Below are 12356 nucleotides of genomic sequence, written 5' to 3'. Positions count from 1 at the left end.
GCATTAACGGATAATAAATAATTAAAATCATGACTACAAGAATTTTTTTTTTTAAATCAATGTTTATTGCTGTCAGTATTTATTTCTTGGCGGTGAATTCTTTGAACGCCCAAAAGCAGTTTAAGGTTTTATTATTAACGGAGACAGCGGGGTATCATCATGAATCTATTATGAATGGCATAACTGCGATAAATACCTTGGCTGATACTCACAATTTTGAAGTAACACGACAACAGAATTCAAATAAAATTACAGAAAACACTTTACAGGAATTTGATGCTGTAATCTTTCTAAACACAACTGCTAATATCTTTGACGATGAGGAACAAGCTGCTTTTGAGAAATTTATAAGGTCGGGAAAAGGATATGTTGGGGTACATGCAGCATCAGATACTGAATATGACTGGGAATGGTATACAAAATTAGTAGGTAGAATGTTTCACATACATCCTGTTCAACAAACCGCTAAATTAAGGATTATGGATCATAACTTTCCAGGACTAGAACACTTTTCTGATTCCCTTCTTTGGACGGACGAGTGGTACGAGTTCGGCGAAGAGAAGGTTAAAGATTTGAAATATTTGGTTGAGGTAGATGAGGGTTCTTATGATCCCGATGTAATATGGGGAGATAGAGACCCAGATGAATATGGCAACCTCGTTGACCGTGTAGGAAAGGGAATGGGTGAACTTCATCCTATATCATGGTATCATGAATATGACGGGGGACGTGCCTTTTATACTGCTTTGGGTCACATTGGAAAAGTTTATGAAAATCAATGGTTTTTGGATCATTTATACGGAGGTTTATATTACGCCGCTACAGGTAAAGGAATAGAGAGAAATTAACTATTCGTACATTAGTAAAATTTTCAATGTTGGAGCGTTAGAAAAATTGTGCAATGATTTTTTAACTCCGTATAGGGACCGTGACGACAGAAATATTCTTTCCTAATTTTCCACATAAGTTCAATTTCGGAGTATCCCCGTAAATTTCTGGATAAGAAATTGGGAAAATTAGCAATTGTGGTCGGACTAGCTATCTATGTCGGCTAAATGAGATTAGATAGAAAAGAATTTTTTTCTGGTCTTGAACTAAATATACTCTAATGATAACAAGAAAAAAATTTTTGCTTTATTCAGGAGCTTTTGCAGTTGGAACAATGTTCCTTCCTTCTTTTGCACTAGAGAACAACTTTGGAATAAAGAATCTTGGTGTTCAACTATATACCTTCCGGGAAGCGATGTACACTGATCCTATAGGGACTCTAAATATAATTGCAGATCTCGGATTTAAGAAAATCGAATCAGCAAAGAGCAATAAAGGATTCTATTATGGATTGAAACCAAAGGAAATGCAGGAGGTATGTCAAAATTTGGGTATGAACCTTCTAAGTGGGCATGTTCCCTTGGATAAAGATTGGGAGAAGACGATGAATGTGGCGTCGGCAGCTGGTCAGGAGTATTTAATCTGTTCGTCGATGCCTTTCGGAGGACAAACCGTAGATAATTACAAGAAGGTTGCGGAAAAATTTAATGAAGTAGGAGAAGCATGTAAGAAAATGGGATTAAAATTCGGTTATCATAATCAGACGATGGAATTTGAAGCACAAAACGGCAAAGTTCTTTATGATGTTCTGCTGGAACATACCGATCCTGAGTTAGTACATATGGAAATTGATCTTGCTATGCTTGTGTTGGCGGGAAAAGACCCTGTAACTTATTTTGCAAAATATCCTGGACGGTTTCCTCTTTGGCATTTGAAGGATATGATCATAGATAAAGGCAGAAGTACTGAATTCGGCAAAGGAGGTGTAGACATAGCCGGAATATTAAAACATAAAAAAGAAGCGGGGCTAAAGCATATTTTTCTTGAGCAGGAGGAATATACGAGTTCTCCTTACGAGAGCATGAGGCACAATGTCACTTACCTGCAAAAATTACTTTAAAAAACAATAGCAAAAAAGAAAAATAATAATTTATAGATATGATAAAAATAAAGAATATAAACACTTTTATCAAACTCCTTTTTATTTTCCTGATAGGAGTACTTGCGGTAGAGTGCAAATCTGACACTAAGAATTCACAAGAAGTCACTGAACATAATGAACAGGCACAAGTGCTGGATACTTTTGCATTTTCTTCTAATCCTGTAAAAGTACCGGAACAGGAGGTGCATACACTGGAAATAGGAAACAAAGCACCAGATTTTAATCTCCCGGGGACTGACGGAAAATATCATTCCCTTTCCGATTATGATTCAGCTAAAGTGTTAGCGGTAATTTTTACCTGTAACCACTGTCCTACCGCCCAGGCTTACGAAGAAAGGATAAAATCTATAACCAGTGATTATAAAGATAAAAGTGTTCAGGTTATAGCAATTTCTCCTAATAGTCCGTTGGGATTATTGCCGGAAGAATTAGGATATTCAGATTTAGGAGACACTTATGAGGATATGGTTATAAGGGATAAAGATATGGACTTCAACTTCCCTTATTTATACGATGGTGACAACCAAAAGGTTTCTCTTGCCTATGGACCAGCGGCGACTCCGCATACTTTTGTATTTGATGAGGAGCGAACCTTGCAGTATGTGGGAAGGATAGACGACACAGAAAAACCAGGCACTACAAATGGAGAAGATTTGCGAAATGCTCTTGATAAAGTTCTTGCTGATGAAGAAATTGAAGAACCTGTGACGAAAACCTTTGGTTGTTCCACAAAATGGGGCTGGAAAACAAAGAATCGTGAAAAAATAGATGCAGAATGGGCAGAGAGAGAGGTGACCTTAAAGGAAAGTTCCACTGATGAAATTAAAGAATTAATTGCGAATGACAGTGAGAAGCTCCGATTAATCAACGTCTGGGCAACCTGGTGTGCCCCATGTAGAATAGAGTATCCGGAATTTGTTACTATCCAGCGGATGTTTGGAGCAAGAGATTTTGAGTTCGTATCAATTTCTGCAGATAAACTCTCAAAGAAAGAAAGTGCCCTCGATTTCCTGGAAAGTACTAATTCGGCTGTAGAAAATCATATTGCAGTTAATGATGATAAGTACGCATTAATCGAAGCAATTGATTCGGAATGGAACGGAGCACTTCCTTACACCATGCTTATAGAACCCGGAGGCAGCGTGGTATGGAGGTACCAAGGAGAAGTTGATTTTCTTGAGCTTAAGAAGACGATCGTAGAACATCCTATGATGGGGAGAGTATATTAATATTAGTAAAGTTCGCTACTGTCTAAGTTATATTTTTGATTATTGAGGTTTATTGTGGTTATTAAAGGTTACAAGCATTAGATTTTTGTGGTCGTAGAATATCAATTTGTAATTAAAGAAACATTACACAATTTTTTAAGATCATGTTTTCACCTACTATCATGAAGAACTTCATCCTCATTATACTTCTTCTTTTTTCCCTGCAGGGATTTTCCCAGATTTATGATCCTGTAGAATGGTCGGCGAGTGTAGAAAAGGCTTCAGAAGCCGAAAATGAATATCTGCTGATTTTTTCTGCGGAAATTGAAGATGGATGGCATCTTTATGCTCAGGATGTACCTGAAGATGGTCCAATTCCTACCACTTTTACGTTTGAAAATAATGAAAGCTATGAAGTTTTAGGTGAAACTGAAGAAGAAGAAGGAATAACAGTAGACGATCCTGTTTTTGGAATGCGCATCAAGTATTTCGAAAATGAAGCGACTTTTCAGCAACGGATTAGATTACTCGGGGAAGCCGCTACAATATCGGCTTCGGTTGAATTCATGGTTTGCGACGACGAACGTTGTTTACCTCCTGCCCTCGAGGAATTTACTTTAAATGTACCCGAAAATGCTGCTATAAAGACTTCCGCAGATCCTTCAATTTTTAATGATAATGTAGATACAGAGGAATCTGCTGAAATTTCCAATGAAGTTGAAACTGGAATAACCTCAGCAAAAGAGGATCAAAAAGGGTTATGGAGTATCTTCTTTATCGCTTTCCTTTCAGGTTTTGCGGCCCTTCTAACGCCCTGCGTTTTCCCAATGATCCCAATGACGGTAAGTTACTTTACCAAACAAAGCAAAAGCAGGAGTAAGGGAATTAGTAACGCCATAATTTATGGAATTTCCATTGTGGTTATATACGTGCTTCTGGGAACCGCCGTAACAGCAATTTTTGGCGCAGATTCGCTCAACGCTTTGGCCACTAACGTCTGGTTTAACCTTATTTTCTTTTCGATTCTGGTAATTTTCGCTATTTCATTTTTTGGTGCTTTTGATATTATGCTGCCCAATTCCTGGGCAAATAAAGTAGACTCCCAGGCAGATCGTGGGGGGATAATTGGTATTTTCTTTATGGCACTTGCGCTGGCAATAGTTTCTTTTTCTTGTACAGGTCCCATTGTAGGCACACTTTTGGTTCAGGCAGCTTCAAAAGGAGGAATCGCACCCATTGTGGGGATGTTAGGTTTCTCTCTGGCGATTGCGCTGCCATTTTCTCTTTTTGCAGCTTTTCCGGGTTGGATGAATACGCTACCAAAGAGCGGGGGCTGGTTGAATACAGTTAAAGTTTTTCTTGGTTTTCTGGAATTGGCACTGGCTTTTAAATTTCTTTCGCAGGCAGACCTTGTATTTCAGTTGCACCTTTTAGAGCGTGAAGTATTTATAGCGATCTGGATTGCCATTTTTGGAACGCTCGCCTTCTATTTATTCGGAAAAATACGCTTGCCACACGATTCTCCTTTGGAATCCATTTCCGTGAGCAGGTTAATGTTGGGATTGTTAGTGCTAACATTCACCATTTACCTTATTCCCGGCCTTTGGGGAGCGCCGCTTAATCTCATCAGTGCATTTCCACCGCCAATGGAATATAGTGAATCACCATACGGAGTAGGGTACACAAAAAATATCTCCTCAGGAGCGGCTGCCAATACAAAATTACCCGAGGGTGCTCACCTGATGCCTCCGCACGATATCCTGGTCTTTAACGATTATGAAAAAGGACTTTCTTATGCTGAAGAAGTCGGAAAACCGGTAATGCTGGACTTCACCGGCTGGGCTTGTGTTAACTGCAGAAAAATGGAACAGAACGTATGGCCTAAAGAGCACATTCTCGATATCCTGAAAAACGACATTGTGCTGATCTCACTTTATGTAGATGATAAGCGGGATTTACCCGAAGAAGACGTTTATACTTCAGAAGTTACAGGAAGGAAAATCACTACTGTAGGCCAAAAGTGGAGCGACTTCCAGATTAGAAGATTCGAGGCAAATGCACAGCCTTTTTATGTGCTGTTGGATCCTAACGGTGAAAAACTGAACGAACCGGCGGCCTATACTCCAGATCCCGACAAGTACTATGAATGGTTACAGGAAGGAATTTCTGCTTATAAGGAATAATCCTTCATCTGTGTTCCGTAAAAACTAAAGCCAAAATAGGACAGAAGGTCGAGTATTCGTATTTAAGGCCTACTCTTTTCTGAAATTTTCTGGTGTAAAAAAACTTCTGCTGATTCTATTTTACTACGTGCAGACTTTTCTGAAAAAGAAATACCACGTCCCTGCAATCTCCTTCTCACTCCTAGTCATTCTTTCCGCCTATAGTCATAATAGGTAAATTTTAGAAATGGGAAAAAACGTGGAAAACTTTTATGATATTCCTAAAATAAAGGAGACAGATTGTATGTAAATGCCAAATTTTATATTTAATTTGGAAAAAATTAACATTTATGCGCTATCTGTTTTATATCAGTTTTGTAATGCTCTTCGTCTTTAGTAGTTGTAAAAACGATCAGTCTGGAAAGATCCAAATTGGCTTCTCCCAATGCACAAGCAATTCCCACTGGCGCAAAAACATGAATTATTCAATGCAAGTGCAGGCCTCGGTTTTTTCTAATGTAGAACTTTCCATCTATGATAGCCAAAACAGTCCTCAAAATCAAATTAAGGATATTAAGAGTATGATCAGAAATGAGGTAGATATAATAATTGTATCTCCCTTGGAACCACATCTAATTGTGGATGTAGTGAAGGAAGCGGAAAATAGAGGAATTCCTGTCATTTTGTTAGACAGGAAAATAAATTCAAATGCTTATACAGCCTTCTTGGGAGCTGATAATTTAGAAGTGGGGAGAAAAGCAGGTGACTATATTGTATCCTCGGCTAAGGAAAAACTTAATATTATAGAAGTCAAAGGAGGAGATAAGTCCACTCCAGCAGTGGAAAGAAGTCTTGGATTTCATCAGGTTATAGATAATAATTCGAAGATCAATTTGTTGCGTAGCATCGACGGTAGTGGAGATCTGGCAGAGAGTTTTGGGCCTTTATTGGATTCTTTAGGGAACCAGGCCATAGACTTCGCATATTTCTTTAACGATGAAATGGCTATGGAAGGCTGGAAAATAGCGAAAGCTAAAGGATTAGAAAATAACATAAAATTTATTGGTGTTGATGGCTTAAATGGTCCAGACGGTGGAATTCAAATGGTACAGGACGGAGTATTAGAAGCATCTTTATTATATCCGACAGGTGGTGCTGAAGTGGTTAAGCTTGCCCTTAAGGTTTTGAATGGAGAAGAAGTGGCAAAAAATAACTTACTTAGTACTACGATCATTGATCAATTTAACGCCAGCATTTTAAAAGATCAATTAAATAGAATACATCAACAACAAATAGAGATAGAAGATCAGGTAGAGATAATAACAAAAAAAGAAGAACTTTTTGCTTCTCAAAATATGCTTGTAAAAGCTTTGGTGGTTTTTCTCCTTATCATTCTTAGTCTCACCGTTTATAGTGTCTATTCCATTCGGGCTATACGAAAAAAAAACAGACAACTGGAAATTACGAATAAAAAGATTACCGTCCAGAGAAACCAAATCGAAAAAATTGCAGAGGAGATCAAAATAACCAATGAAGCCAAAATCAATTTTTTTACAGGTTTATCGCATGAATTGAAGACTCCCCTTACCTTAATCTTAAGTTCCATAGAGTCCATAGATGAAATGGTCAGAGAACGGGGGGTAAGAATAGGGAACGAAGTGGAGCTAATTCAAACAAACTCCAATCGTCTTCTAAGACTCATCAATCAGCTACTAGACTTCAGGAAAAATGAAGAACAAAAATTTCAACTTAAAGCTTCGAGGACTAATCTTTTTGAATTTTCTTTGAATATTTTTAAAGATTTTAAAAGAGAAGCTAAAAAACGAAATATAGATTTTAAACTTGAAAGTAATAAACAAGATCTCATGCTTTTCTTAGATAGGAATCTTATGGACAAGGTTTATTTTAACCTCCTTTCCAACGCGTTTAAATTTACTCCAGACAATGGCACTATTACAATAACTATTCTTGACGACGAAGAAAAAGGATGTGTTTCTGTTCATATTAAAGATTCAGGAATTGGTATTCCTGAAAAAGAATTAAAAAATGTTTTTGAAGCTTTTTTTAAGGGATCTAATAATAGAAAAAATAGTTCAGGAGTTGGCTTGCACTTAAGCAAACAATTTATTGAACTTCATAAAGGATATATAAATGTTAATTGCTTGAAGGGAACAGAATTTATTATCACTTTGAGGAAAGGGAAAACCCATTTAAATGACGACGAAATCACTGAAGAACAGGATATAATAGCCTCCAATTTCTTAGATCTTTCACCGGAATATACTAATGATGATTTTTTTTCAGTGCAGGGAGATACTGAGAAAGAAAAACCATCCCTTCTTATTGTAGAAGATAATAAAGATCTTTTAATGTTTCTTCAGAAAAAGCTAACTGCTGAATACAAAATATATTTTTCAGATGGTACGAATGCGATAGAAAAAGCTTTTGATCTGATTCCAGATGTCATTATTTGTGATGTAAATCTTCCTGAAATGAATGGCTTTGAGATTTGTAAAATTATAAAGGAGGATTTGAGAACCTCTCATATTCCAACGGTAATTCTGACAGCATTAAGTGACAAGGACTCTTATCTGGAAGGCTTACAAGCTGGTGCTGACTTGTACTTGACAAAACCCTTCAGTTATGCTGTACTAAGCCAGTCCATCAAATCTTTATTGTATAATAGGGAAAATTTGCGTTATTACTACACGAACAACATTTACAAGGTAAGGCAGACAAATTCATCTGGCAATTTGGAGCAAATTTTTATTGGTAAGTTAAATGAGATTATCCAAAATAATATTGATAATGAAGACTTTTCCGTGGAGAACCTTGCGGATAGACTGGGCATGTCGAGATCGCAATTATACAGAAAGGTCAAAGCTATTTTGGGTATGAGTATAAGCGAGTATATAATTCAGTTTAGACTTGAAATAGCAAAAAATATGCTGTCAACTAGTACACTTTCTATTTCAGAGATAGGTTATAAGAGCGGTTTCTCTTCTCCCAATTATTTCTCGACAGCTTTTAAGAAGCAGTATGGTTCTTCTCCTTTGTCTTTTCGAAAAGTTATTTAATTTCGGAAGGTTTGGATATATTTGTTAAATGATGTCATAAAGAAAGGTATGGTCTTTTTTTAGGAAGATTATAAACCTGAGTTCGATTAAAAAATAGCCAGCTGTTGTGTCTGGCGAGTTTGATATTTGATGGATGGTTTTTTGGGCAGGAAACTGTAGGCTATCAACCCACAGATAAGGTTGGTCATAAAGTTGCCGAAGCTCCTGTGCCTTGAATGCTCGATCTGGCATATATTTTTGAGTTCATCGTTTACAGTCTCTATAATAGAACGCTTTCTCAGCAGTATTTTGTCCGAGAGTGTCATCAGTGAATTCTTCATATTGTTCCTTATTTGGGTTATCAGGTGCACCCCATCAACAAAAAGTGCCTGCATCAGTTCTTTGCCGATATAACCCTTGTCTGCAAACAGCTTACCGTATATGTGCTTGAGAAAACTTTTGTCCTTCAGTGGCTCCCGGTCGTCCACATTTGCCTGGGTTATGCTGAAGTTGATGATTTCCCCCTTGTCGTTGATAATGATATGTAGCTTGAAACCATGGAACCACCCCACGGTCGATTTTCCGGTGGCGGCGATTCCGTCGAATACCTTGTTACGCTTTATGCGCTTGTTCTTACAAACCCTTATCGGAGTGGAGTCAACAAAGGATATACCCGTGCACTGGCCAGGGCAGCAGGTTTTTAAAAAGAGGGCCATTGGCATCAGGTTGGCCTGCATGAGTTCGGTAAACCTGTTATAGGATACCGTTTGAGGAAAATCATCCTTCATATGCACCTTCACATAATACTGATAGAAATGCTTGAACGTCCTGAAACCGCTCAACTGGAAGATGATGGAAATGGTAATGACCTCGCTCCTGGACATTATCGGTGGACGTTTAGAGGGGTTACCCAAAAGGTGGTTCTCGACGATCTGGTCATATTCTTTACAAAACTCGTCCACAAGACAAAAAATTTCGGTAATTTTAGAATAGATTATCATAGGTAGTTTATTAGTTAAAATATTGATTTTAAGCACTTTAATATACTAATAATCTGCCTATTTTTATTCCTTTTTTACTCCATATTATTAATCGAACTCAGGTTATTAGTTGAGACAGATGACAAAATTATGTCTTCGACTTAACAGGTGGGCCTCTTTTCAATTTCAACACATTTGCTACTAACTAAACATCTTCGTTTGAGGTAATGGTCCGAACCTTCAACAAATAAGATGCCGTAGCAATAAAGAACATGATTACCCGTGATTGCTCACCGACTTTGGAAGTGGCACTATTAGATCGAAACAGGTGTCACCATCACGAAAATAAGGTATCATAATCTACTCTTGTAAGACCTCTCTTCTTTTGATAAGTTTTTCTTCCTTTATTTTTCTTTTGGTTATATTTAATAGGTTATAGTAGTTGTTACCATGGAAAAATTCATTCTACATGCCGGAAAGGCACTGGCCAGGTTGCGATCAGGAATAGATTATTTCCTGCAGGAAAAAGTACAGGGCAATGCTACCCATCTTATTCTTTTCATCCTTTCTGTTTTTGTTGTTTTTATTTTAAGCTTCAGCCTTGTTTTCGGTTTAGGATCTATCATTGATAGTTTCCCAGTTTTTCTGATCCTTTTCGCAGTAATGGTTCTGGTTCTGGTTTGGCTGGCCATTTTCTACGAATCAAATAAATATTTAGAAACCGAGCGTCATGATTTTCGGATAATTCCTCTTAAGAAATTGGAGGTAAGGTTCGAACTACTAAATCTTGATAAAGAATCACAAGAGCAATTCATCAGGCTGATGAAAGGATTGCGGGTCAGGAAAAAGATCAATTTTACTATGGGCAACAAAAGCGGTGACTCGGCCAACCATCGAATCCTTTTCGTTCTTTTCGATGAACTGGTCGTTGGCGGTATTCAGGATCTTTCCGGGGAGCGAAAACGCAGCTTCTTCAACTTACTTATGGATTCTTTCTTAATGAACAACGAACCGCTAAAAGAAAACACCTTAAAAACCAGTTTTTCCGCCTGGAAAAACGATCAGGAAAAAATTAATTCCCGCAATCAGCGAAAGCTCGTCCGGCAGATGCTGGGAATAGAATAATTATAGCCTAATCTTCTTTTTTCTTGAATTATCCTATTGATTTATAGGTATTTGCTTTCCTAAGTTTGTCTTGCGCAAAATGTAAAAGGCCTTTTACTCATTTCTAATTTTAATACTATAGTTATGAATGAGCAAGATCAAGTGGTGGGTTTATTAGAAGATATTAAAGTCTTACTGTCCCACACCAAAAAAGTAATGAACGTGGATGATCTGGCACAATATACCGGACTCTCCAAAAGCAAGATTTATAAGCTTACCCATTTAAAGCTTATCCCTACCGGTAATAATTCTAATATCCGTCAGAAGTTTTTTGATAAAGATAAGATTGATGCCTGGCTTTTAGGGGAACCGAACCTTTCTGATGAATTCCTGGAGCAGCAGTTTAATCAAAAGCTGCTTAAGAACCGGAAGTAGGTTTTTCCATTCACTAATCTCAAATTTTCGAAGATGAAAAATATATCCTATATCAGGGTGGGTACCTGCTACTATAAAATCGTACAGATACCAACCATTTCAGGAAGCTTTAATGAGAGCCTGGTTCCATGGAACATGGAAACCCTCCGCAATGATCACGGCAAAGCTTTTATTGGCGCCATTAAAAAATATGATGGCTTCACCTGCCTTCCCGGTCATAAAGATTTTAAAAAGGAATGTCATGGGTTTTACAATACCTATTCTCCTTTGCCTCATATCCCTCAGGAAGGGAAGGTGGATATTTCACTACGCTTTGTTAAGCATGTTTTTGGGGACCAGTTCGAGCTGGGACTTGATTATATACAGCTATTGTATTCCAGGCCGCTCCAGATCTTACCCATCCTGTGCCTGGTATCCAAAGAGAGGGTTACAGGTAAAACAACCTTTCTCAAATGGTTAAAAGCCATTTTCGACAATAACCTGACTTACCTCACCAATGACAATTTCAGCAGCCAGTTTAATGCTGATTGGGCCAACAAACTTCTTATATGTATCGATGAAGTACTGTTCAATAAAGAAGAGCTTACAGAACGGATCAAGTACTTAAGTACCACCGATTTTAATAAACTGGAGGCTAAAGGCAAAGACAAGCGTGAGGTGGAATTCTTTAGCAAGTTTATCCTTTGCAGCAACAATGAAGATAACTTCATTAAAATCGATAGTGAGGAAACGCGCTTCTGGGTATTAAAAGTTCCTTCCCTAAAAAAAGAAGAAACCCATTTTCTAGAAGACCTGAAAGCAGAAATTCCGGCATTTCTATATTACCTCGATCAGCGCCAGTTAACTACCAGGCACAGCACGAGGATGTGGTTTGCGCCAGAAGAGGTACGTACCGATGCTTTGACCAGTTTAATGCAAAATAACCGAAACCGTGTGGAAAAGGAACTGGCCAATATGATCCTAAGCATCATGGAAACTTATGAAGTGGATGAAGTAAATATTTGCCCCGTGGATGCTTTGCATGTTTTAAACCGCACCCGGATTAAAACAGACTTAACACAATTACGGCAGATATTAAAAAAGGATTGGAAACTAAGCAACCAGGACAACTCCCTTAGCTATCAGAAGATGATCATGTGGGTGGATGGCGGACTGGGGTTCATTCCTGCAAAAGGAAGATACTATACTGTTACAGCATCTTTTTTACTGCAGCGCTTTGGCCAAGAACAGCAAAGTGATGAGATGATGCGTCATTGATACGCGAGCGAAAGCCACTGTTTAAAAGGTTTTCCATTAAATAATCATCATTCCAGGTCATCCTGAGAATATACTACTAGTAAACAGCATTAGGTTATTTCTTTTTTTTTTGATGAATGATGAGAAAATATAAATAAGACTAGTGATAATATGGGTTTTCAGCC

At 37.8% G+C, this 12356-nt stretch carries 9 protein-coding genes; 8 read left to right on the top strand and 1 reads right to left on the bottom strand.

Annotated features, from left to right (window positions below):
• Nucleotides 1-29: 29 nt before the first annotated feature.
• The 5 genes from RM549_RS11520 to RM549_RS11500 all read left to right on the top strand — a co-directional run bounded on the left by RM549_RS11520 (nt 30) and on the right by RM549_RS11500 (nt 8437).
• A complete protein-coding gene (locus RM549_RS11520; protein ID WP_311684929.1) occupies nt 30-848 on the top strand; it encodes a ThuA domain-containing protein in 819 nt (272 codons plus the stop codon).
• Between the two features lie 260 nt (nt 849-1108).
• Nucleotides 1109-1948, top strand: coding sequence for a sugar phosphate isomerase/epimerase family protein (locus RM549_RS11515; RefSeq protein WP_311684927.1), 840 nt, complete (start codon nt 1109-1111; stop codon nt 1946-1948).
• Between the two features lie 38 nt (nt 1949-1986).
• Entirely contained in the window at nt 1987-3219 is a 1233-nt protein-coding gene (locus RM549_RS11510) for a redoxin domain-containing protein (RefSeq protein WP_311684925.1), read from the top strand.
• A gap of 161 nt (nt 3220-3380) precedes the next feature.
• Nucleotides 3381-5381 (top strand): protein-disulfide reductase DsbD family protein, encoded by a 2001-nt coding sequence (locus tag RM549_RS11505; RefSeq protein WP_311684923.1) that lies wholly within the window; start codon nt 3381-3383, stop codon nt 5379-5381.
• Between the two features lie 329 nt (nt 5382-5710).
• Nucleotides 5711-8437 carry a substrate-binding domain-containing protein gene (locus RM549_RS11500; protein WP_311684921.1) on the top strand — a complete coding sequence of 909 codons (2727 nt, stop codon included), beginning with the start codon at nt 5711-5713 and terminating at the stop codon, nt 8435-8437.
• Nucleotides 8438-8523: 86 nt separating this feature from the next.
• Here the strand turns inward: RM549_RS11500 and RM549_RS11495 are convergent, their stop codons facing one another.
• Entirely contained in the window at nt 8524-9417 is an 894-nt protein-coding gene (locus tag RM549_RS11495; RefSeq protein WP_311684919.1) for an IS982 family transposase, read from the bottom strand.
• 429 nt (nt 9418-9846) lie between these two features.
• Here RM549_RS11495 and RM549_RS11490 point away from each other — a divergent pair, with 429 nt between their 5' ends.
• From RM549_RS11490 to RM549_RS11480, 3 genes are all read left to right on the top strand, one after another.
• Nucleotides 9847-10521 carry a hypothetical protein gene (locus RM549_RS11490; protein ID WP_311684917.1) on the top strand — a complete coding sequence of 225 codons (675 nt, stop codon included), beginning with the start codon at nt 9847-9849 and terminating at the stop codon, nt 10519-10521.
• Nucleotides 10522-10644: 123 nt separating this feature from the next.
• The gene (locus RM549_RS11485; protein ID WP_311684915.1) at nt 10645-10935 is read left to right on the top strand and encodes a helix-turn-helix transcriptional regulator; all 291 of its coding nucleotides are present in this window, start codon (nt 10645-10647) and stop codon (nt 10933-10935) included.
• Nucleotides 10936-10968: 33 nt separating this feature from the next.
• Nucleotides 10969-12192: a primase-helicase family protein gene (locus tag RM549_RS11480; protein ID WP_311684913.1), complete on the top strand. Its 1224-nt coding sequence runs from the start codon at nt 10969-10971 to the stop codon at nt 12190-12192.
• Nucleotides 12193-12356: the final 164 nt, after the last annotated feature.

It is taken from the genome of Autumnicola patrickiae (assembly GCF_031846525.1).
Classification (GTDB): domain Bacteria; phylum Bacteroidota; class Bacteroidia; order Flavobacteriales; family Flavobacteriaceae; genus Autumnicola; species Autumnicola patrickiae.
The sequence above is the reverse complement of the archived record's forward strand: the minus strand, read 5'-3'. Positions and strand labels throughout refer to the sequence as shown.

What these genes read in the sequence shown, in the direction of transcription:
- RM549_RS11515 (WP_311684927.1), top strand. Translation starts at nt 1,109, where the DNA reads ATGATAACAAGAAAAAAATTTTTGCTTTATTCAGGAGCTTTTGCAGTT.
- RM549_RS11485 (WP_311684915.1), top strand. Translation starts at nt 10,645, where the DNA reads ATGAATGAGCAAGATCAAGTGGTGGGTTTATTAGAAGATATTAAAGTC.
- RM549_RS11480 (WP_311684913.1), top strand. Translation starts at nt 10,969, where the DNA reads ATGAAAAATATATCCTATATCAGGGTGGGTACCTGCTACTATAAAATC.
- RM549_RS11505 (WP_311684923.1), top strand. Translation starts at nt 3,381, where the DNA reads ATGAAGAACTTCATCCTCATTATACTTCTTCTTTTTTCCCTGCAGGGA.
- RM549_RS11500 (WP_311684921.1), top strand. Translation starts at nt 5,711, where the DNA reads ATGCGCTATCTGTTTTATATCAGTTTTGTAATGCTCTTCGTCTTTAGT.
- RM549_RS11490 (WP_311684917.1), top strand. Translation starts at nt 9,847, where the DNA reads ATGGAAAAATTCATTCTACATGCCGGAAAGGCACTGGCCAGGTTGCGA.
- RM549_RS11495 (WP_311684919.1), bottom strand. Translation starts at nt 9,417, where the DNA reads ATGATAATCTATTCTAAAATTACCGAAATTTTTTGTCTTGTGGACGAG.
- RM549_RS11520 (WP_311684929.1), top strand. Translation starts at nt 30, where the DNA reads ATGACTACAAGAATTTTTTTTTTTAAATCAATGTTTATTGCTGTCAGT.
- RM549_RS11510 (WP_311684925.1), top strand. Translation starts at nt 1,987, where the DNA reads ATGATAAAAATAAAGAATATAAACACTTTTATCAAACTCCTTTTTATT.